The organism is Azorhizobium doebereinerae UFLA1-100, assembly GCF_000473085.1.
Lineage (GTDB): Bacteria > Pseudomonadota > Alphaproteobacteria > Rhizobiales > Xanthobacteraceae > Azorhizobium > Azorhizobium doebereinerae.
The window spans coordinates 62,039-80,891 of the sequence record NZ_AXBA01000010.1; the positions used below are offsets into that span (position 1 = coordinate 62,039).

Annotated in this window: 24 protein-coding genes; 20 read left to right on the forward strand and 4 right to left on the reverse strand. The window is 74.7% G+C overall.

The genetic code is table 11. The features are described from left to right. Window positions 1–247 precede the first annotated feature (247 nt). Genes YU1_RS33405 through YU1_RS0108510 form a run of 3 tightly spaced genes read left to right on the forward strand, consistent with a single transcriptional unit; the run spans window position 248 to window position 2,259 of the window. The gene (locus YU1_RS33405) at window positions 248–424 is read left to right on the forward strand and encodes a hypothetical protein (RefSeq protein ID WP_156922009.1); all 177 of its coding nucleotides are present in this window, start codon (window positions 248–250) and stop codon (window positions 422–424) included. Then, a complete protein-coding gene (locus tag YU1_RS28615) occupies window positions 424–981 on the forward strand; it encodes an HK97 family phage prohead protease (protein WP_156922010.1) in 558 nt (185 codons plus the stop codon). The genes YU1_RS33405 and YU1_RS28615 overlap by 1 nt, the downstream gene beginning before the upstream one ends. A gap of 30 nt (window positions 982–1,011) precedes the next feature. Then, window positions 1,012–2,259, forward strand: coding sequence for a phage major capsid protein (locus YU1_RS0108510; protein ID WP_029003701.1), 1,248 nt, complete (start codon window positions 1,012–1,014; stop codon window positions 2,257–2,259). Between the two features lie 66 nt (window positions 2,260–2,325). Here YU1_RS0108510 and YU1_RS0108515 read toward each other — a convergent pair whose 3' ends face one another. Beyond that, complete coding sequence (locus YU1_RS0108515; protein ID WP_029003702.1) at window positions 2,326–3,078, reverse strand: S1 family peptidase; 753 nt, start codon at window positions 3,076–3,078, stop codon at window positions 2,326–2,328. 159 nt (window positions 3,079–3,237) lie between these two features. Between YU1_RS0108515 and YU1_RS0108520 the strand changes: the two genes are divergently transcribed. Genes YU1_RS0108520 through YU1_RS0108555 form a run of 8 tightly spaced genes read left to right on the forward strand, consistent with a single transcriptional unit; the run spans window position 3,238 to window position 6,503 of the window. Beyond that, window positions 3,238–3,801, forward strand: a complete 564-nt coding sequence (locus YU1_RS0108520) for a head-tail connector protein (RefSeq protein WP_029003703.1) — start codon at window positions 3,238–3,240, stop codon at window positions 3,799–3,801. Continuing rightward, entirely contained in the window at window positions 3,798–4,118 is a 321-nt protein-coding gene (locus tag YU1_RS0108525; protein WP_029003704.1) for a phage head closure protein, read from the forward strand. Before YU1_RS0108520 ends, YU1_RS0108525 begins: the two co-directional genes overlap by 4 nt. Beyond that, a complete protein-coding gene (locus tag YU1_RS0108530; protein ID WP_029003705.1) occupies window positions 4,115–4,441 on the forward strand; it encodes a hypothetical protein in 327 nt (108 codons plus the stop codon). The genes YU1_RS0108525 and YU1_RS0108530 overlap by 4 nt, the downstream gene beginning before the upstream one ends. After that, on the forward strand, window positions 4,438–4,851 hold the full coding sequence (locus YU1_RS0108535; protein ID WP_029003706.1) for a DUF3168 domain-containing protein: 414 nt from the start codon (window positions 4,438–4,440) through the stop codon (window positions 4,849–4,851). The genes YU1_RS0108530 and YU1_RS0108535 overlap by 4 nt, the downstream gene beginning before the upstream one ends. 25 nt (window positions 4,852–4,876) lie before the next feature. Beyond that, entirely contained in the window at window positions 4,877–5,284 is a 408-nt protein-coding gene (locus tag YU1_RS0108540) for a phage major tail protein, TP901-1 family (protein ID WP_029003707.1), read from the forward strand. Between the two features lie 11 nt (window positions 5,285–5,295). Then, window positions 5,296–5,649 (forward strand): GTA-gp10 family protein, encoded by a 354-nt coding sequence (locus tag YU1_RS0108545; protein ID WP_029003708.1) that lies wholly within the window; start codon window positions 5,296–5,298, stop codon window positions 5,647–5,649. After that, a complete protein-coding gene (locus YU1_RS0108550) occupies window positions 5,646–5,867 on the forward strand; it encodes a rcc01693 family protein (protein ID WP_084539751.1) in 222 nt (73 codons plus the stop codon). Before YU1_RS0108545 ends, YU1_RS0108550 begins: the two co-directional genes overlap by 4 nt. Window positions 5,868–5,876: 9 nt before the next feature. Then, window positions 5,877–6,503: a phage tail tape measure protein gene (locus tag YU1_RS0108555; RefSeq protein WP_029003710.1), complete on the forward strand. Its 627-nt coding sequence runs from the start codon at window positions 5,877–5,879 to the stop codon at window positions 6,501–6,503. 566 nt (window positions 6,504–7,069) lie between these two features. On the opposite strand, the gene YU1_RS28620 is transcribed toward YU1_RS0108555, so the two are convergent. Both YU1_RS28620 and YU1_RS33960 read right to left on the reverse strand, forming a co-directional pair. After that, entirely contained in the window at window positions 7,070–7,381 is a 312-nt protein-coding gene (locus YU1_RS28620) for a hypothetical protein (protein ID WP_035714538.1), read from the reverse strand. Between the two features lie 650 nt (window positions 7,382–8,031). After that, on the reverse strand, window positions 8,032–8,388 hold the full coding sequence (locus YU1_RS33960) for a hypothetical protein (protein ID WP_198018870.1): 357 nt from the start codon (window positions 8,386–8,388) through the stop codon (window positions 8,032–8,034). A gap of 324 nt (window positions 8,389–8,712) precedes the next feature. Between YU1_RS33960 and YU1_RS0108570 the strand changes: the two genes are divergently transcribed. The 6 genes from YU1_RS0108570 to YU1_RS0108595 are packed head-to-tail and all read left to right on the forward strand — an operon-like array spanning window position 8,713 to window position 16,445. Then, window positions 8,713–9,351, forward strand: a complete 639-nt coding sequence (locus tag YU1_RS0108570; protein WP_029003711.1) for a DUF2460 domain-containing protein — start codon at window positions 8,713–8,715, stop codon at window positions 9,349–9,351. A 9-nt stretch (window positions 9,352–9,360) separates the two neighbouring features. After that, a complete protein-coding gene (locus YU1_RS0108575) occupies window positions 9,361–10,248 on the forward strand; it encodes a DUF2163 domain-containing protein (RefSeq protein ID WP_029003712.1) in 888 nt (295 codons plus the stop codon). Continuing rightward, window positions 10,245–10,694 (forward strand): NlpC/P60 family protein, encoded by a 450-nt coding sequence (locus YU1_RS0108580; protein WP_029003713.1) that lies wholly within the window; start codon window positions 10,245–10,247, stop codon window positions 10,692–10,694. Before YU1_RS0108575 ends, YU1_RS0108580 begins: the two co-directional genes overlap by 4 nt. Window positions 10,695–10,746: 52 nt before the next feature. Beyond that, a complete protein-coding gene (locus YU1_RS0108585; RefSeq protein ID WP_029003714.1) occupies window positions 10,747–14,664 on the forward strand; it encodes a baseplate multidomain protein megatron in 3,918 nt (1,305 codons plus the stop codon). A 31-nt stretch (window positions 14,665–14,695) separates the two neighbouring features. After that, window positions 14,696–16,174, forward strand: coding sequence for a DUF2793 domain-containing protein (locus tag YU1_RS34830; protein ID WP_342446987.1), 1,479 nt, complete (start codon window positions 14,696–14,698; stop codon window positions 16,172–16,174). A gap of 1 nt (window position 16,175) precedes the next feature. Next, the gene (locus YU1_RS0108595) at window positions 16,176–16,445 is read left to right on the forward strand and encodes a hypothetical protein (RefSeq protein WP_029003715.1); all 270 of its coding nucleotides are present in this window, start codon (window positions 16,176–16,178) and stop codon (window positions 16,443–16,445) included. A 6-nt stretch (window positions 16,446–16,451) separates the two neighbouring features. Here the strand turns inward: YU1_RS0108595 and YU1_RS0108600 are convergent, their stop codons facing one another. Beyond that, window positions 16,452–16,652, reverse strand: coding sequence for a hypothetical protein (locus YU1_RS0108600; RefSeq protein WP_029003716.1), 201 nt, complete (start codon window positions 16,650–16,652; stop codon window positions 16,452–16,454). An 81-nt stretch (window positions 16,653–16,733) separates the two neighbouring features. On the opposite strand from YU1_RS0108600, the gene YU1_RS0108605 reads away from it, so the two are divergent. From YU1_RS0108605 to YU1_RS0108615, 3 genes are all read left to right on the forward strand, one after another. Continuing rightward, a complete protein-coding gene (locus YU1_RS0108605; RefSeq protein ID WP_029003717.1) occupies window positions 16,734–17,579 on the forward strand; it encodes a glycoside hydrolase family 108 protein in 846 nt (281 codons plus the stop codon). Beyond that, entirely contained in the window at window positions 17,576–17,884 is a 309-nt protein-coding gene (locus YU1_RS28635) for a hypothetical protein (protein ID WP_084539752.1), read from the forward strand. Before YU1_RS0108605 ends, YU1_RS28635 begins: the two co-directional genes overlap by 4 nt. Window positions 17,885–18,178: 294 nt before the next feature. Then, on the forward strand, window positions 18,179–18,850 hold the full coding sequence (locus tag YU1_RS0108615) for a response regulator transcription factor (protein ID WP_029003719.1): 672 nt from the start codon (window positions 18,179–18,181) through the stop codon (window positions 18,848–18,850). Window positions 18,851–18,853 lie beyond the last annotated feature (3 nt).

Consider the following 18,853-nt stretch of genomic DNA (forward strand, 5'->3'; position numbering starts at 1 on the left):
GCAAGGGGGGAGGGGGTATGGCGCGCGGGGGTGGGCGTTGCGGGTGCCGCTGGCGGGCATGAGGCGAACCGCCTCCCGCCGGCGCGCCGCCGCTCCCTCTCCCGCTTGCGGGGGAGGGCCGGGGTGGGGGCCGCGCGCAGCGCGGATGTGCCCGTGCCGTCCTCCTCCGCAGGAAGGGCCGCGCGCAGCGCGGGCACGCACGCGCCACCCCCGCCGCATCCATTCCCCACCAGGAGACGTCCCAGCCATGCGAGCCCCCTTTCTCGTCAAGGCGCCGGCGCCGCGCATCCGGGCGCTGACGCCCGGTCCCGCGCGCCAGCCCGCGCCGCCCTCCGGCGGCGTGTTCCGCGATTTCGTCGCCACGCTGGAGCGCCTGGAGAAGGCCAAGCGCCGCAAGCCCCGCGCCGGCGGGAAGGCGCCGTGATGGCGGCGCTGTCCCTGCCGCCGCCGCAGGCGGTGCCCATGGCCGCCTTCGAGGGCTATGCCTGCCTGTTCGACCAGGTGGACCTGGGCCGCGACGCCATCGCCCCCGGCGCCTTCGCCGACACGCTGGCCCGGCGCGGCGCGGCCGGCGTCCGGCTGCTCTACCAGCACGATCCGGCCGAGCCCATCGGCGTGTGGGCGCGCCTCGCCGAGGATGCCCTCGGCCTCAAGGTGGAAGGCCGGCTCACGCTCGACGTGGCGCGGGCGCGGGAGGCGGCGGCGCTCATCGCCGCCGGCGCGCTCGATGGCCTGTCCATCGGCTTCAAGGCGGTGGAGGCGCGCACCGATCCGCGCACCCGCGTCCGCCGCATCACCCGCATCGACCTGTGGGAGGTGTCCATCGTCACCTTCCCCATGCAGCCCGGCGCGCGCATCCGCCGCCCGGACGCCCTCGCGCTGCCAGCGGCGCCGCCGCCCGCGCCGCTCACCACCCGGCAGGCGGCCGCCGCCGTCACCCGCGCCGCGGCGCGGCTGCGGCCGCACCTCGCCCTCGTCTGAACCTCCCCTTTCTCCAGCCCAGGAACAGCCATGACCTCGTCTCTGTCCGCGCCCGAAACCAAGGTGGCCGTGCCCGAGAGCCGCTCGGCCCTCGACACGCTGATGCATACGTTCGAGACCTACAAGGAGGCCAACGAGATCCGCCTCGCGGACCTGGAGCGGCGCGGTGCCGCCGACCCGGTCTCCACCGATCGCCTCGCCCGCATCGACGCGGCCATGGAGGCCATGTCCGGCCGCATGGACCGGGTGGAGACCAAGACCCTGCGCCCGCCGCTGGGCGGCGGACCCCTGCCGGGCGCCGGCGCCCGCGAACATGGCGCGGCCTTCCTCAGCTATGCGCGCCATGGCGAGGCGGACGGGCTGAAGGCGCTGGAGGCGAAGGCGCTGTCCGCCGGCTCCGGCGCCGACGGCGGCTATCTGGTGCCCTATGAGACCGAGCAGGAGATCGGCCGGCGCCTCCTCGCGCTGTCGCCGATCCGGGCGCTGGCCACGGTGCGCACCATCGGCGCCGGCACCTATCGCAAGCCGTTCATGACCTCCGGCCCGGCGGTGGGCTGGGCGGCGGAGACCGCCGCGCGGCCGCAGACCGACAGCCCGGTGCTGGCCGAGCTGTCGTTCCCGGCCATGGAGCTCTATGCCATGCCCGCCGCCACCCAGGCGCTGCTGGACGACGGGCAGGTGAACATCGAGGAGTGGATCGCCGGCGAAGTGGACAGCGCCTTCGCCGAGCAGGAGGGCACCGCCTTCGTCAGCGGCGACGGCATCGCCAAGCCCACCGGCTTCCTGAGCTATCCCAAGGCGGCGGAGAGCGCCTGGAGCTGGGGCAAGACCGGCTATGTCGCCACCGGCGCGGCCGGGGCCTTTCCCGCCGCCAATGCCTCCGACGTACTGCTGGATCTGGTCTACGCGCTGAAGGGCGGCTACCGGCAGAACGCCGGCTTCGTGATGAACCGCCGCACCCAGGCGGCGGTGCGCAAATTGAAGGATGCCTCCGGCGCCTATCTCTGGGCGCCGCCGGCGGTGGCCGGGCAGCCGGCCAGCCTGCTGGGCTTTCCGGTGCAGGAGGCCGAGGCCATGCCCGACGTGGCGGACGGCGCCTTCCCCATCGCCTTCGGCGATTTCCGCCGCGGCTATCTGGTGGTGGACCGGGCCGGGGTGCGGGTGCTGCGCGATCCCTATTCCGCCAAGCCCTACGTGCTGTTCTACACCACCAAAAGGGTGGGCGGCGGCATCCAGGACTTCGACGCCATCAAGCTGCTGAAGTTCGCGGCGAGCTGAAGAAGGGCCGCCCTACCGGGGGCACCACGCTCCCTCTCCCGCACGCGGGAGAGGGCTTTGCTCGCCTCACTCCTTCAGCGGGCTGCCGAGCTTGCCGGCGGTGGCGTCGATCCAGTCGCGGTGGAGGCCCACCAAGGTAATGCCGGTGACGCCGCCGCAGCCGCGCGCGCCGCCGGGGCCGGTGGCCCAGCCGATCACGCCGGCCAGCGTGTTGCCGAGGAAGGCCGGGCCGCCGCTGTCGCCGGTGCAGGCGCCGGCAAGGCCGAGGGTCGGCGACAGCCGCGCCATGATGCCGCCCGTGGTGCCCACGCTCGGCAGCGAGACGCAGCGCAGCGTGCCGGCGGTGGCGTCCGCCCCGTCCGACGACATGCCGAAGCCGGCGACCAGGAATTCGGTGCCCCGCGCCGGCAGGTTGGCGTCGTCGGAGAGCGGCGCCGGCCGGATGCTCGACGGCAGCGCCTCGGCCAGCTTCACCAATGCCAGGTCCGGCGTCGGGTGGCGGTTGCGATACTGGTCGGGATCGAAGCGCGGGTGCACTGAGATGCGCAGCGCCGGGATGAGGCGCGGCGTCGCCGCCCCCACCAGGGCCACGGCGTAATTGCCCGGCGGCGCCACGCAATGGGCGGCGGTCAGCACGAGGTCGGGCGCGATCGCCGTGCCCGAGCACGAGGCGCCCCGCGTCGAGACGATCATCACCGTATGCGGCCCGGCCACGCCGCCGCCGGAGCGCCCGGAGACGATGGCCTGAGCCGGCGGCGCCTGGAGCAGAAGCGCTCCCGCCCCCAGAAGCACGGCGCAGATGGCGCCGCGACCGATCAACGAAACACCAGGCAAACGGACCCCTCACTTCGAGCGCAGGCATTTGTGGCCCGCCGGGCCGCGCCGGGTCAACCCGCTGCCGCACCGGCAAGCGGCCCCGCGCCGCGTGTTCCCGTCCGCCCGCGACCTTTTTCCCCGCCGCCCGCCATGGAGCACGCCATGTCCCAACGTATCGCCGGCCCCGCCGCCGAGCCGCTGACGCTCGCCGAGGCCAAGGCCTATCTGCGCCTCGACGCGGACGATGCCGACGCTCTGGTGGCGGCGCTGGTCGCCGCCGCCCGGCGCATGGTGGAGGCGGCCACCGGCCGCGCGCTCATCCACCAGAGCTGGCGCGTGGTGCGCGACGTCTGGCCGCCCAGCGGCGTTTTCCCGCTGCCGGTGGCGCCGGTGGCGGCCATTTCCGCCGCGCGGGTGCGCGGCGCCGGCGGGACCGTGCTGGAGGTTGTGGACGGCGCGCTGAGCCTCGCCGCCGGGCGTGCCCCGGCGCTGGTGCATGTGAACCTCGCCCGGGTGCCCGCGCCCGGGCCAGCGCCGGGCGGCATCGAGATCGACATCCTGGCCGGCTACGGCCCCGCCGCCGCCGACGTGCCGGAGGATCTCGTCCAGGCGGTGCGGCTGGTGCTGGCCCACTTCCACGAGCATCGCGACGCGCCGGGCGATACCATGCGCCTGCCGGCCACCGTCACGACGCTGCTGGCGCCCTACCGGATGGTGCGGCTGTGAGCGGCATCGGCGCGCTGCGCCACCGCATCGACCATCAGGCGCCGGTGGAGACGCCGGACGGCATCGGCGGCGTCACCGTCAGCTTCGTCACCGTGGATCGCCTGTGGGCGGCGGTGGAGGAGAGCGCGGCCGGCGCCTTCGCCGAGGAACGCCGCTTCGGCCTCGCCACCGTGCGGGTGACGGTGCGCGCGCCCAACAGCATCGCCGCCGGCGACCTGCTGCGCCTCGGCGCCCGCCGCCTCGCGGTGGAGGCCACCTCCGACCCCGACGGGCGGGGCCGCTTCACACGCGTCCATTGCCGGGAGGAACAGCCGTGACCGCCACCACAACCACGCCCGCGCTGATCGCCACCGCCCGCCTGTCCGGGCTCGACGGGCTCGCCGCGCGGCTTCAGGCCCGCCTGTCGCAGGATCGCGTGGAGGCCGCGCTCGACGCGGCCGCCGCCGCCCTCGCCGGTGCCGCCGCCGCCCGCCTCGGCGCCCCGCCGCAGGTGGAGGCCGCGCCCGGCCGCCGCACCGTGGGCAGCGCGGATCCCGCCGCTGTGGCGCGCGAGACCGGCGGCCTCGCCACGCCCGCCGACCCGTGGCTGGCGCCGGCGCTGGCCGCCGTCGCCGCCGTCCGGCGGGGAGGCGGGGCATGAGCGCGCCGCTCTCCGCCGCCCGCGCCCTGCGCGGTGCCATCCAGGCCCGCCTCGCCGCCGACGGGCCGCTCGACGCGCTGCTCGCCGGGCGCATCCATGACGTGCCGCCCAAGGACGCGGCCTTTCCCTTCGTGACGCTGGGCGAGGCGGTGGTGTCCGACTGGTCCACCGCCACCGAGGGCGGCAGCGATCAGGCGCTCACGCTGCACGTCTTCTCCCGCGCGGGCGGGCGGGCCGAGGCGATGGCGCTCGCCGCCGCCGTGCAGGAGGCGCTGCACGAGGCGCCGCTGGCGCTGCCCGGCCACGCGCTGGCGCTGCTGCGCGCCACCACCGCCGAGGTGCGCCGCGACGGCGACGGGCGGACCTTCCACGGCCTGGTGCGCTTCCGCGCGCTCACCGAGCCGCTCTGATCTCTCGACCCGCAAGGAGGATGCGATGGCCGCGCAGAAGGGCAAGGACCTGCTGCTGAAGATGTATGACGGGGCGACCTACGTGACGGTCGCGGGCCTGCGCTCGCGCACGCTCGCCTTCAACGCCCAGACCGTGGACGTGACCCATGCGGAGAGCGCCGGCCGCTGGCGCGAGCTGCTGGCCGGGGCGGGGGTGAAGCGCGCCAGCATCTCCGGCTCCGGCGTGTTCAAGGACGCCGCCTCCGACGCGCTGGTGCGCACCGCCTTCTTCGAGGGCGAGCTGCGCGACTGCCAGGTGGTGATCCCGGATTTCGGCACCGTCTCCGGCCCGTTCCAGGTCTCGGCGCTGGAGCTGGCCGCCGCGCATGACGGCGCGGTGACCTTCGACCTCACGCTGGAGAGCGCGGGCGTCCTCGCCTTCGCCGCGCTGTGAGGAGGGCGGAGATGGCCAACAGGCATCGCGGCGAGATCTGCGCCGTGCTCGACGGCGAGAGCCGCACCCTCGTGCTGACGCTGGGCGCGCTGGCGGAACTGGAAGCCGCCTTCGCTGTGGACGACCTGGTGGCGCTGGCCGAGCGCTTCGGGCGCGGCCGGCTCGCCGCCGCAGACATGGCGCGGGTCATCGGCGCCGGCCTGCGCGGCGCGGGCGCGGCGATCTCCGACGCCGAGGTGGCGGGGCTGCGCGCGGAGGGCGGCGCGGCCGGCTTCGCGCGCATCGTCTCGGCGCTGCTCGCCGCCACCTTCGGCGCGCCGGAGGCTGCGGACCCCGCCCGCCCTCCGCCGCCGCAGGCGCCGTGAGCGCGGCCCCGGCGCGTCCCTTTCCCTGGGACGCGGCCATGGGGTTCGGCCTCGGCCACCTGCGGCTGTCCCCGTGCGCCTTCTGGGCGATGACGCCGCGCGAACTGGCCGCCGCCGCGCGGGCGCTCGGCGGCGCGCCGCCCGCCGGCGCGGCGCTCGACCGCAGCGGGCTCGCCGCGCTGATGGCGCGCTTTCCCGATGCTCCTTCGCGAGGCTGAGGCAGACCCATGGACACCATCGACAGCGTGGCGGTGGCGATCACCGCCGACACCTCCGCCTTCACCGCCGGGGTGGCGGAGGCGGAAGCCTCCGCGCGCGCCCTCGGCACCAGCGTCTCGGCGGCGCTGACCGCCGCGCAGGCGCCGGCGCGCTCGTTCGGCAGCGCGCTCACCGACGCCTTCACCGGCGTCGCGGTGAAGGGCCGCGACCTCGACGACGTCATCTCCGGCCTCGGCCAGCGGCTCTCCAACCTGGCGCTCAACGCAGCACTGAAGCCGCTGGAGCAGGGGATCGGCGGCACCATCAGCCAGATCCTCGGCACCGCCTTTGCCGATGGCGGCGTGCTCCAGGGCGGGGGCGTGCGCGCCTTCGCCGACGGCGGCGTCGTGTCCGCGCCGACCTATTTCCCCATGAGCTCCGGCACCGGCCTGATGGGCGAGGCGGGGGCGGAGGCCATCCTGCCGCTCAGCCGCGGCGCCGACGGCGCGCTCGGCGTGCGCACCCAGGGCGAGGCCGGCCGCACGCAAGTGAACGTCACCGTGGCGACGCCGGACCCCGGCGCCTTCCGCCGCTCGGACGCCTATCTCTCCGGCCTCATCGCCCGCGCTGTGGCGCGGGGTCAGCGCAGCCTGTGAGGGGCGGGCGGCCGGACAGTATTCGCGCCGGCCCCAGCGTGGAACCGGCCCGGGGCGGGGCGGATCGACAGTCCAGACGGAAGCAGCCAAGACAGCCGGCGCGCACTCCGCGCGCCGTGGCCGGGCACGGGCCGGCCGGCTCTGGCGCCGATCGACATTCATCCGACCGCGGGTCTCGGGACCAACACTCCTGTTGCCAACACCCTTGTGCCTCAAGGTTCTTGTGGCCGAGACCCTGTGGCGACGCCAGGCGCTTGCTGGTGCCCGCCCACCTATGAGGGGGTGCTCGTGCGGGGCGGGCCGGCGCAAGCACAGGTCGGGGCACCTCCCCCCTTGCGGGGGAGGGCAGGGAGGGGGGTGAAACGCCATCCCCTTTCACCCCGGCCTGCCGTCTTGCGCATCGGCGCACGGGCACCTAAGCGGGCGCACCCCGGATCACACAGCGGTTGTGATCGGCGCGCGTTTCACCCCCCTGTCCAACCCTCCCCCGCAAGGGGGGGCGGCGTGCGGGATTGGGGGTGAGAACTCGCTGTTACAGAGGCATCGGGTCTGACTGTCGATCCAGCCTAGCGCGTGCGCTGCCAGGGGTCGGGGGTCGCGGTGGTGGCTCCGGCGGAGGGCGTGTTCTGCAGGCCCTGGTTCGGCGCGTTGCTGGCGGCGGCGCCGCGCCCCACGGTCACGTCCGCGCTGCCGCTGATCTGCACGCAGGTGTCCGAGCCCGGCACGCGCCGGAAGCCGGCGCCCATGGCCGCGCAGGCGGCATCTGGGCGCGCGGGCGCCTCTCCCGCCACCGCCGCCGTGGCGGCGAGGAGGGCGGCGATGAAGGCGATGCGGCCGGCGGCGCGGCCGTGCCTGTGGCGTTCGGGCATCCGGGGCATGCCAGTTTCTCCCGCGCGGCCGTCCGGCGGCCGCAGGACGGCAGGGTAGGGCAGGCGGCGCCCGGTGCAAAGCCCCCCGGCCGGCGCGGCGCGATCACGCGCGACGCGCCGGAGGCGGGACTGCGGGACTGCGGGACTGCGGGACTGCGGGACTGCGGGGCGGCATGGAGAGAGCGGGGAGGCGTCGCGGCGGTGCGCACCTCTTGGGCGCGCACCTATTGATCGTTCCCCTACCAGACGCACGCCGTCCGGCGGCTGGTCCGGCCCGGAACGGGGCGGAGGCTGCATGCCGACGCGCCAGGCGCAGGCCGGTATGGCGAACGCGGCGAGGCGGACGTCGGCAAGGGGAGTGGTCGGCAAGGGAGAGATCGGCCAGCCAGGGGCTGTCAGACAGGCACCGGCAGGGCAGATGCCCAAGCGGCAGGCCGATGGCGGGCGGCGGGACCGGCGATCCATGACGCGCGATCTGTGACATGCGCCCCAAGACATACGCCCCAAGACATGCGCCCCATGACGTGCGCCTCAAGACGCGCTGCCCATGACGTGCGCCCCACGAGGGGCGGCGGGCGGGAAGCGGGGGCGAGGGACGGCGGCTCCGCCGCCCCGCCGCCGGCACGCCGCGCCCCATGGGAGCGCGGCGCGCGGAGGGGTCACTTCTTCTTGGCGGCGGCCTTCGGGGCGGCCTTGGGCGCGGCCGGGGCCTTGGGCGCGGGAGCCGCCTTCGCGGCGGGCTTGGCAGCCGCCTTGGCGGGCGCCTTGGCCTTCGGCGCGGCCTTCACGGCCGGGGCCTTCTCGGCGGTCTTGGGCGCGGCGGCGGCCTTCGCCGGGGCCTTCGCGGCCTTCGGCGCGGCGGCCTTGGCCGGCGCCTTCGCGGCGGCGGCCTTCGGAGCCGCGGCCTTCGCCGGGGCCTTCGCGGCCTTGGGGGCGGCCTTCGCGGGCGCCGCCTCGGCGGGCTTCGCGGCGGCCTTGGCGGCAGCCTTCGGCGCGCTCTTGGCAGCGGCCTTCACGGCAGGCTTCGCGGCCGGTTTGGCAGCCGCCTTCGCGGGGGCCTTCGCCGGGGCTTTGGCAGCGGCCTTGGCGGGTGCCTTCGCAGCCGCTTTGGCGGGCGCCTTGGCAGGGGCTTTCGCGGCGACCGGCGTGGGTGCAGCCGGGGGCGCAGCTTCGGTCTTTTTCGCAGCCGGCGCCTTGGCGGCGACGGTCGTCTTCCGGGTCTTCGTGGCCATCACGCGGCTCCATCCTTTACGACGGGCCTGAAGTCAAAGCGTCGCACTCAACTATGTCAAGACTGATTTTATTAACGGAACGCCAGAATTGAAGGGATTAGACATAAGATGCCCTCCTTTCATGAGGTTTTGTTTCCGATCGACGTGGCGCGCGGTGCCGCAGGCGGCCCGGAACGCGTGACGGAGATCGTCACAACCGCCACCGGGCGCGAGGAGCGCAACACGCGACGCGCTGATTCGCGCCGCCGGTGGGACGCCGGATACGGGGTGAAATCGCTCGCCGCGCTGCACGCCGTCCTGGCCTTTTTCGAGGAGCGCCGCGGACGCCTTTACGGCTTCCGCTGGCGCGACCCGATGGACCCCGCATCCAGCCCGCCGGGCAGCCCCGTGACGCCGCACGACCAGGTCATCGGCAGCGGCGACGGCGCCACGCGCATGTTCGCCCTGACCAAGACCTATGGCGGGCTGGTGGCGCCCTACGTGCGGCGCATCGCCAAGCCCGCGCCGGGCACCGTGCGCGTCGCCGTCGGCGGCGCCGAGCAGGGGGAGGACGCATTCACCTGCGACCTCTCCACCGGCACGGTGATCTTCGCGGCCGGCCGCGCGCCGGCCGCCGGCGCCACCGTCTCGGCGGGCTTCGTGTTCGACGTGCCGGTGCGCTTCGACACCGATTATCTGGAGATCAATCTCTCCCATTTCGCGGCGGGCGAGATCCCGCGCATCCCCATCGTCGAGATCCAGCCCTGAGAGGCCGCCATGCGCACGCTGCCCGATGCCATGACCGCCGCCCTCGCGCGCGGCGCCACCACGCTCTGCACCGGCTGGCGGCTGACCCGCCGCGACGGCCTGGTGCAGGGCTTCACCGACCATGACCGCGACCTCGTGGTGGAGGGCCTCGCCTTCCGCGCGGCGAGCGGCATCGCCGGCAGCGAGAGCACGCTCGCCCAGGGCCTCGGCGTCACCGGCGCGGAGGTCTCCGGCGCGCTCAGCGCCGATACGCTGGACGAGGCCGCCCTCGCAGCCGGCCTCTATGACGGGGCCACCGTCGACCTGCTGCTCATCGACTGGAGCGACCCCGGCGTGTCCGTGCTGCTGCGCCGGGGCACGCTGGGCGAGGTGCGCCGCCAGGGCCTCGCCTTCACCGCCGAGCTGCGCGGCCTCGCCGACGCGCTGAACCAGACCCGCGGCCGGGTGTTCGCCGCGCTGTGCGACGCCGACCTCGGCGATGCCCGCTGCGGCGTCGATCTCGCCCAGGGCACCTATCGCGCCGATGGCGTCGTGCTGGCGCGCGAGGCCGGCGGGCGGCTGCGCGTCGCCGGGCCGTGGCAGCAGGACGGCTGGTTCACGCGCGGCCGCTTCGCCCTCGTGGGCGGGGCGGCGGCGGGCTTCGCCTGCGAGGTGAAGGCGCATGCGGCGGAGGCCGGCGGCGTGGTGCTCGACCTCTGGCAGGCGCCGCCGGAAGGGGTGGCGGCGGGCGATCCGTTCGGCCTCACCGCCGGCTGCGACAAGCGCTTTGCCACCTGCCGCGACCGCTTCGCCAACGCGCTGAATTTCCGCGGCTGCCCGCACATGCCGGGCAACGACTTCGTGCTCGCCATCGCCGTGCCCGGCGAGGGCGGCTATGACGGCGGCACGCTGGCATGAGCGCGCCCGCCGGCGCCGTCCTGCGCGCGCGCATCGTCGCCGAGGCGCGCGGCTGGATCGGCACGCCCTATCATCATCGCGCCTCGGCCAAGGGGCATGGGGCCGACTGCCTCGGCCTGGTGCGCGGGGTGTGGCGCGCGCTCAACGGCGCCGAGCCGGAGGCGCTGCCGCCCTATGCGCCGGACTGGGCCGAGGCGCTGCGGGCGGAGACGCTGGCGGCCGCCGCGCGGCGCCATCTGGTCGCCGTCGCGCCGGAGGCCATGGCGCCGGGCGACGTGCTGCTGTTCCGCTTCCGCGCCCACCTGCCGGCCAAGCACTGCGCCATCCTCGCCACGCCCGCGCGCATGGTCCACGCCTATGACGGCGCGGCGGTGTGCGAGGGCCACCTGACGCCCTGGTGGCGGCGCCATCTCGCCTTCGTCTTCGCCTTCCCCGGCGCGGACTGACCGGGGCCGCGCGCCCCATCGCGCATTCCCCTCCAGCATCGGAGAACCATCCATGGCGACGCTCCTTCTCGGCGCGGCGGGCGGCGTCATCGGCGGCGCGCTGTTCGGCCCCATCGGCGCCATCGCCGGCCGCGCGCTCGGCGCGCTCGGCGGCGCGGTGCTGGACCAGACGCTGATCGGCGGCGCGCGCTCGGGCACCACCGTCACCGGCGCGCGCCTCGCCGATCTCGACGTGATGACGTCGAGCGCCGGCGGCGGGGTGCCGCGCGTCTATGGCCGCGCGCGCCTCGGCGGGCAGGTGATCTGGGCGACGCAGCTGGAGGAGGTGGCCTCCGTCTCCACCACGCAGAGCGGCGGCAAGAGCACCAGCCAGGGCGCGGCCAAGACCACCACCATCACCTATCTCTATTACGCCAGTTTCGCCCTCGCCTTGTGCGAGGGGCCGGTCTCGCGCATCGGCCGCATGTGGGCCGACGGCAAGCCGCTGGACCTCACCGGCATCACCGTGCGCACCTATCACGGCTGGGGCGACCAGCCGCCCGATCCGTGGATCGAGGCCAAGCAGGGCGCGGGCAACACGCCGGCCTATCGCGGCCTCGCCTATGTGGTGTTCGAGCGCCTGCCGCTGGCGAACTACGGCAACCGCCTGCCGCAGATCACGGTGGAGGTGGAGCGCGCCGTCGGCCAGCTGGAGCAGCAGGTGCGCGCGGTCACGCTGATCCCCGGCGCGACGGAGTTCGGCTATGAGCCGCGCCTGGTGCAGCGGGTGACCGGGCTCGGCGCCTATGCGCCGGAGAACCGCCACGCCGCCACCGCGCCCACCGATCTCGCCGCCGCGCTCGACCAGCTCCAGGCGCAATGCCCGAGGGTGCGGCGCGTCTCCCTGGTCATCACCTGGTTCGGCTCGGACCTGCGCGCCGGCGCCTGCCGCATCGAGCCCAAGGTGGAGCGTGCGGACAAGGAGACCAGCGGCGCCACCTGGATGGTGGGCAGCCTCACCCGCGCGGACGCCGCCACCGTCTCCTGGTATGGCGGCTCGGCGGCCTATGGCGGCACGCCCTCGGACGAGAGCATCATCGGCGCCATCCAGACGCTCCAGGCGCGCGGCCTGGAGGTGACGCTGAACCCCTTCGTCATGATGGACATCCCGGCCGGCAACACGCTGCCCGATCCGTGGAGCGGCGGCATCACGCAGGCGGCCTATCCCTGGCGCGGGCGCATCACCTGCCATCCCGCGCCGGGCGTCGCCGGCTCGCCGGACGGCACGGCCGAGGCGGAGGCGCAGGTGGACGCGCTGTTCGGCCACGCCCAGGCCGGCGACTTCACGCGCTTCGGCACGATGATCCTCTATGCCGGGCCGGACGAATGGAGCCTGCGCCGCATGGTGCTGCATTATGCGGTGCTGGCGCGCGACGTGGGCGGCGTCGAGGCGCTGCTCATCGGCTCGGAGCTGGCGGCGCTGACGCGGGTGCGCGGGCCGGGCGGCAGCTTCCCCGCCGCCGCGCGCCTCGCCGCGCTGGCGGCTGACGCCAAGGCGGTGGTGGGCGCCGGCACCAAGGTGTCCTACGGCGCCAATTGGGACGAGTATGGCGCGCAGGCGTTCGCCGACGGCACGGTGGCTTTTCCGCTCGACGAACTGTGGGCCGCGCCCGCCGTGGACTTCGTCGGCATCGACCATTACGCCCCGCTGGCCGACTGGCGCGACGGCGCCGGCCATCTCGATCTGGCGCGGGCGAGGAGCATCTACGACCGGGCCTATCTGAAGGGCAACCTGCGCGGCGGCGAGAATTACGACTGGTATTATGCCAGCGAGGCCGCCCGCGCCGCGCAGGCGCGCACGCCGATCACCGACGGCGCCTATGGCGAGCCCTGGGTGTTCCGCCAGAAGGACCTGTGGTCGTGGTGGGGCCTCGGGCATTTTCCGCGCCCCGGCGGCGTGCGCGCGGCGAGCCCCACCGCCTGGGTGCCGGGCTCCAAGCCCATCCGGCTGATGGAGACCGGCTGCGGCGCGGTGGACAAGGGGCCGAACCGGCCCAGCACCTTTCCCGATGCGAAGTCCTCGGAGGGCGGCTTCCCGCCTTTCTCCAACCGCAGCCGCGATGACCTCGCCCAGCGCCGCATGCTGGAGGCGGTGACCGCCGCGTTCGATCCGGCCTTCGGCGCCTCGGCGGCCGACAACCCGCCGGCGGGCGTGGCGGGCGGCTACATGGTGGACCCCATCGGCATCTATCTGTGGACCTGGGACGCGCGGCCCTTCCCGCACTTTCCCCTCGCCACCGCCGTGTGGGCGGATGGGGCGAACTGGGAGACCGGCCACTGGCTCACCGGCCGGCTCGCCACCGCGCCGCTGGACGGCCTCGTCGCCGCCATCTGCGCCGACCACGGCCTCGCCGACATCGAGACCGACCGCCTCGAAGGCGTCGTGGACGGCTATGTGGTGGACCAGCCCATGTCGGCCCGCGCCGCCATCGAGCCCTTGGCCCGCGCCTTCGCCTTCGACGCGGCGGAGGAGGGCGCGCGCCTGCTGTTCCGCCCGCGCGGCGCGGAGCTGGCGGCGAGCCTCACCGAGGACGATCTGCTGATGCAGGAGGATGCCGCGCCGCTCAGCCTGACCCGTGCGCAGGAGAGCGAACTGCCGCTGGAGGTGCAGATCACCTTCGGCGACGGCGGCGCCGACTTCCGCCGTAGCACCGTCTCCTCCCGCCGCCTCGCCGGCGCGAGCCGGCATGTGGCGCGGGCGGAGGTGGCGGTGATGGCCTCCGACGCGGTGATGGTGCGCGCCGCCGATACCTGGTTGCAGGACCTGTGGGCGGGGCGCGAGCAGGCGCGCTTCGCGCTGCCGCTTTCGCGCCTCGCCTTGCAGCCGGGCGACATGGTGGACCTGACCTGCGACGGCCGCACGCGCCGGCTGGAGATCACCGAGATCAGCGACGGCGCGGGCCGCGCGGTGACCGCGCGCTCCATCGACCCCTCCGTGTTCCGCGCGCCGCTCGGCACCGCAACGCGCGGCGCGGTGGCCCTGCCCGCCGCCTTCGGCCCGCCGTTCGCGCAGGTGCTCGACCTGCCGGCGCTGGACGGCACCGATCCGCCGATCCTCCAGTATCTCGCCGCCGGCGCCACGCCCTGGCCGAGCACGCTGGCGGTGTGGCGCTCCAGCGACGGGGCGAGCTTCTCCGCCGTGGCGGCGGTGCGCGCGCCGGCCACCGTCGCCACCCTCCTGGACGACCTGGCGCCGGGTCCGCTGTGGCGTTTCGACCGCTCGACGCGGCTGCGCGTGCGCCTCGTCTCCGGGGCGCTGGTCGGACGCAGCGAGGCGGAGGTGCTGGAGCGCGCCAATGCCCTCGCCCTGGTGGCGGACGGGCGGGCGCCGGAGATCCTCCAGTTCACCGAGGCGGCGCTGCTGGAGAGCGGCGTCTACCGGCTCTCCGGCCTGCTGCGCGGGCAGGCGGGCACCGAGGCGGCGGGCGCCGTGCCGTGGCCGTCCGGCACCCGCGCGGTGCTGCTCGACGCGGCCCTCGTCCCGCTCACGGCAGGGCTGTCGGACCTTGGCCGCACGGTGCTCTACCGCATCGGCCGCGCCGACCGCGACCAGGGCGACGCCATGGTGCGCGAGATCACCGCCACCGCCGCCGGCACCGCGCTCGCGCCCTATGCGCCGGTGCACCTGTCCGCCGCGCGCACGGCGGCGGGCGTCACCTTCGCCTGGGTCCGCCGCACCCGCATCGACGGCGACAATTGGGCGCCGGTGGAGGTGCCGCTTGGCGAGGCGAGCGAGCTCTATCGCGTGGAGATCCTCGCCGGCGGCGGCGTGGTGCGCGTGCTGGAGGCGGCCGCGCCGTCCTGCCTCTATCCGGCCGCCGCCGAACTGGCCGATTTCGGCGCGCCGCAGGCGGCGCTCACCGTGCGCGTGGCGCAGCTCTCCGCCGTGCTCGGCGCCGGCGCGCCGGCCACCGCCACCTTCTCCCTCTGACCTCCCTTCGCCTTCAACCGAGGACCTGCCCATGGCCGCCATGACGAGCGCCAATCTCGCGCTGCCCTATCTCGCGGCCGCGCAGTCGCAGAAGCACGTCACCCATAACGAGGCGCTGCGCACGCTCGACGCGCTGGTGCACCTGCGGCTCGAAAGCCTCACCGCCACCGCCCCGCCGGCGGCGCCGGGGGAGGGCGCGCGCTGGTTCGTGCCGGCAGGCGCGACGGGCGCCTTCGCCGGGCAGGCGGGCACGATCGCCGCCTATGAGAGCGGGGCGTGGGATTTCCTGCCGTGCGCGGCGGGCATGCTGGCCTATGTGGCGGACACTCACCGGCTGGCGCTTTACGACGGCGCCGCCTGGGTCTCGCCGCTGGCGGCGGCGCCGCGCGGCGGCATGCTGTCGGCTCATGTGCGCGAGGAGGACGTGTTCCTGTTCGGCGCGAGCGTTTCCACCGCCATCGCCATCCCCGACCGGGGCATCGTGCTCGGCGTGTCCACGCGCACGCTGGAGAATGTCACCGGCGCCGCCGCCTATCATTGCGGCATCGCCGGCGAGCCGCAGGCGTTCGGCGGCTACCTCGGCGCGGCGGCTGGCAATGTGAATGCCGGCGTGATCGGCCCGCGCGCCGTCTATGCCGATACGCCGGTGGTCCTCACCGCGCAGGGCGGCGCGTTCACCGGCGGCATGGTGCGGGTGGCGATCCATTATGTCACCTGCGAGGTGCCCGGCGCGACGCTGCCGGCCTACGGCTTCGCGCGGCCGGAGGCGGAGGCGCTGGTGGCGCGCATGGCCAGCCCGCCGCCCACCTCGCGGCGCTGGCTGATCGACCGGCTGGTGGGCGCGCTGGTGGCGGCCGGCGTGTGGCAGAAGCTCGACGCGCTCTATCTGCTGGCGGCGGCCGACGGGCAGGCGGCGCGACTCAACTGGATCGCGCCGGCCTACGGCCTCACCGAGGTGAACAGTCCGGGCTTCGCGGCCGATCGCGGCTATGCGTCGGACGGCGCCGCCTCCTATCTGCGCACCGGCTTCGTGCCGGGCGCGGCGACGCAGTTCCAGACGGACGCGGCGAGCCTCGGCGTGTGGGTGCAGGAGAACGGGCGGCGGGGCCTCGCCATGGGCGTGCTGCTGCCGCCGACCTATCACGGCAGCCACATCGCCCGCTATGCGGCGGCGGACGGCGGCTATTGCGCGCTGACCGTCACCGAGACCGGCATCACGGCCGTCGGCACCTACACCAATTTCCTCGACACCGGCTTCTATGCCGCCGTGCGCAGCGGTCCGGCGGCGCAGGCGCGCTACAAGAACGGCGTCGTGCTGGAGAGCGCGACGGCGACCTCCACCGCCAGCTCGGGCCTGGAATTCTATCTGCTCGGCACCAATCTCGGCGGGCCGCTCATCAACAGCACCGGCCGGCTCGCCGCCGCCTTCATGGGCGGCAGCCTCACCCCGGCGCAGATGGCCGCGTTCGACGCGGCGCTGCGCGCCTATCTCTCAGCCATCGGAGCCTGACATGGACACGGAGCCTGACATGGACATCGCGCCGGACACCGCGCCCGACTTCCTCATCCTGACCGCGGCCGAGGCCGCCAGCCTCGGCGGCCCCACGGCGGACGGGGCGGAACTGGCGCCGCTGGCGCTGGCCGACGGGGAGACCTTCGTGCTGCCGCTCGCCACCCTGACCGACCCCGCCCATGCGGCGCGGCACGCGGCGCTGGCGGCGCTGCCCGTGGCGGCGGTGGCGCGGGAACTGTTCCCGGCCCTGCCGCCCGCGGCGGGCTGAGACGGGCTACCAGCTCTCCCGCGTCATCGGGCATTTGCGCTGGCTGTCGTGGAAGGTGACCTGATGCAGGCTAAGGCCGCCGTAATAATAGCAGGTCAGCTCGTTGCCCTGAAATGACCGCCAGTAGAGCAGGCCGATGGCGTTGGCTTGCAGATAGAAGACGAAGGTGATGACCACCAGGGTCAGGCCGAGAAACATGACGGCCAATGCCCGTTCCATCGCAACGCCTCGCGTCATCCAGTCCGGGGAGCCTGTCGCGCCCCCGCTTCACATAAATAGGAGAGGGCCATGGCCGCGTCCAGTTTCGACGCCGCGCTCGCGCGCGTCCTTCAGCATGAGGGCGGATATTCCAACCATCCCGCCGATCCCGGCGGCCCCACCATGCGCGGGGTGATCCAGCGGGTCTATGACGGCTACCGCAGCGCGCGCGGTCTGCCGGTCCGGCCGGTGCGGCAGATCGCGGCACGCGAGCTGACGGACATCTACCGCACGCAATATTGGGACGCGGTGCGCGCCGACGATCTGCCCCCCGGCCTCGACTATGTGGTGTTCGACGGCGCGGTGAATTCCGGTCCCGGCCAGTCGGCCAAATGGCTTCAGCGCGGCCTCGGCCTTGTCGCCGATGGTCAGGTGGGGACGGTGACGCTGGCCGCCGCCCGCGCCTCGACCGATCCCGCCGCTTTGGTGGACGCCATCTGCGACCGCCGCCTCGCCATGCTGCGCAGCCTCGCCACCTGGCCGGTGTTCGGCGCCGGCTGGGCGCGGCGGGTGGAGGACGTGCGCCGCGCCGGCCGCGCCTGGGTGCGCGAGGGTGCGCCGGCGGCGGTGGCGGCACTGGCCCCCGCGGGCGCCAAGGCGCCGGCCGGCAGCGCGGCGCCGCTGCCGCGCCCGCAGGCGGCCGCGGGCGCGGCGGCGGGCGGGGCGATGACCTCGGCGCTCTCGGAGGCGGCGCGGCAGATCGAGCCGCTGGCCGGCACCTCGCGGCCCATGGCGCTGCTGTTCGCGGGCCTGACGGTGGCCGGGGTGCTGGTGACGCTCGGCGCGCTCGCTTGGCTGTGGCGGGCCGAGCAGCGTCGGGCCCGGCAGGCGGCGGCGCTGGACCTGCTGCCGGCGGCCGGGGAGGGCGGCGCATGAGGACGATCGCCGAATGGCTCGCCTACGGCCTGCCGTGGTGGGCCTGGGCCATCCCCGCGCTCCTCGGGGTGCTGGGGCTGGTGCGGCTCGCGGGCGTGCGGGCGGGCCTCGGCGCGGCGGCGGTGGCCGCCGCGCTGCTGGCCTATCGCAAGGGCACCCAGGCCGGCTGGGCGGCGCAGGGAGCGAAAGGAGAGCGGGATGCGCAGGAAGCTGTGGATCGCGCGGCGCGGGCGCGCCGCGATGCTGAGCGCGATGCTGGCGATGCTCGCCGGCTGCGCGACACCGACGGCTGGCGGCGGGAGTGACGTGTTCTGCCGCGCCGCCCTGCCGCTGCGCTGGTCGGCCGCCGACACCGACGAGACCATCCGCCAGGCCAAGGCCCACAATGCGGTGGGTCGGTCCCTGTGCGGCTGGCGCTGAGCCTTGCGTCGGCATTGCGGGTCGCGGCGATGCCGGCGGCCTGCGGCGGCGCGGGGACTGACAGGCGGCGCGCGCTCTGGCATTCTCGCACCGGCGCCAGGGCATGACCGCTCCGGCGGAGGTATGGCCGTGAAACCGGCGCCTCCGCCCCGGAGCGGGTGATTGGATGAGGGACGCACGTGCGGCTGTTGGTGATCGAGGACGATCCGGACCTGAACCGGCAATTGGTGCATGCGCTCGGGGACGCTGGCTACGCGGTGGACTGTGCGTTCGACGGCGAGGAAGGCCACTTCCTGGGCGACAGCGAGCCCTATGACGCGGTGGTGCTGGACATCGGCCTGCCCAAGCTGGACGGCATCTCGGTGCTGGAGCACTGGCGGCGGGCGGGGCGGCGCATGCCGGTGCTGATCCTCACCGCCCGCGACCGCTGGAGCGACAAGGTGCAGGGCTTCGATGCCGGCGCCGACGACTATGTGGCGAAGCCCTTCCATATGGAGGAGGTGCTGGCGCGACTGCGCGCCCTGCTGCGGCGGGCCAGCGGCCATGCCTCCAGCGAGCTGATCTGCGGCCCGGTGCGGCTCGACACCCGCTCCGGCCGGGTCTCGGTGGGCGGCACGCCGGTGAAGCTCACCAGCCACGAATACCGGCTGCTGTCCTACCTGATGCACCATGCCGGCCGCGTGGTCTCCCGCGCCGAGCTGGTGGAGCATCTCTACGAGCAGGATTTCGACCGCGATTCGAACACCATCGAGGTGTTCGTCGGCCGCCTGCGCAAGAAGATCGATTGCGACGTGATCCAGACCGTGCGCGGGCTCGGCTACCTGCTGACCGCGCCGGAGAGCCCGAGATGACCG

What these genes read in the sequence shown, in the direction of transcription:
- YU1_RS28615 (WP_156922010.1), top strand. Translation starts at nt 424, where the DNA reads ATGGCGGCGCTGTCCCTGCCGCCGCCGCAGGCGGTGCCCATGGCCGCC.
- YU1_RS0108540 (WP_029003707.1), top strand. Translation starts at nt 4,877, where the DNA reads ATGGCCGCGCAGAAGGGCAAGGACCTGCTGCTGAAGATGTATGACGGG.
- YU1_RS0108520 (WP_029003703.1), top strand. Translation starts at nt 3,238, where the DNA reads ATGTCCCAACGTATCGCCGGCCCCGCCGCCGAGCCGCTGACGCTCGCC.
- YU1_RS0108555 (WP_029003710.1), top strand. Translation starts at nt 5,877, where the DNA reads ATGGACACCATCGACAGCGTGGCGGTGGCGATCACCGCCGACACCTCC.
- YU1_RS0108545 (WP_029003708.1), top strand. Translation starts at nt 5,296, where the DNA reads ATGGCCAACAGGCATCGCGGCGAGATCTGCGCCGTGCTCGACGGCGAG.
- YU1_RS34830 (WP_342446987.1), top strand. Translation starts at nt 14,696, where the DNA reads ATGGCCGCCATGACGAGCGCCAATCTCGCGCTGCCCTATCTCGCGGCC.
- YU1_RS0108535 (WP_029003706.1), top strand. Translation starts at nt 4,438, where the DNA reads ATGAGCGCGCCGCTCTCCGCCGCCCGCGCCCTGCGCGGTGCCATCCAG.
- YU1_RS0108570 (WP_029003711.1), top strand. Translation starts at nt 8,713, where the DNA reads ATGCCCTCCTTTCATGAGGTTTTGTTTCCGATCGACGTGGCGCGCGGT.
- YU1_RS28635 (WP_084539752.1), top strand. Translation starts at nt 17,576, where the DNA reads ATGAGGACGATCGCCGAATGGCTCGCCTACGGCCTGCCGTGGTGGGCC.
- YU1_RS0108510 (WP_029003701.1), top strand. Translation starts at nt 1,012, where the DNA reads ATGACCTCGTCTCTGTCCGCGCCCGAAACCAAGGTGGCCGTGCCCGAG.
- YU1_RS0108595 (WP_029003715.1), top strand. Translation starts at nt 16,176, where the DNA reads ATGGACACGGAGCCTGACATGGACATCGCGCCGGACACCGCGCCCGAC.
- YU1_RS0108575 (WP_029003712.1), top strand. Translation starts at nt 9,361, where the DNA reads ATGCGCACGCTGCCCGATGCCATGACCGCCGCCCTCGCGCGCGGCGCC.
- YU1_RS28620 (WP_035714538.1), bottom strand. Translation starts at nt 7,381, where the DNA reads ATGCCCCGGATGCCCGAACGCCACAGGCACGGCCGCGCCGCCGGCCGC.
- YU1_RS33405 (WP_156922009.1), top strand. Translation starts at nt 248, where the DNA reads ATGCGAGCCCCCTTTCTCGTCAAGGCGCCGGCGCCGCGCATCCGGGCG.
- YU1_RS0108580 (WP_029003713.1), top strand. Translation starts at nt 10,245, where the DNA reads ATGAGCGCGCCCGCCGGCGCCGTCCTGCGCGCGCGCATCGTCGCCGAG.
- YU1_RS0108605 (WP_029003717.1), top strand. Translation starts at nt 16,734, where the DNA reads ATGGCCGCGTCCAGTTTCGACGCCGCGCTCGCGCGCGTCCTTCAGCAT.
- YU1_RS0108585 (WP_029003714.1), top strand. Translation starts at nt 10,747, where the DNA reads ATGGCGACGCTCCTTCTCGGCGCGGCGGGCGGCGTCATCGGCGGCGCG.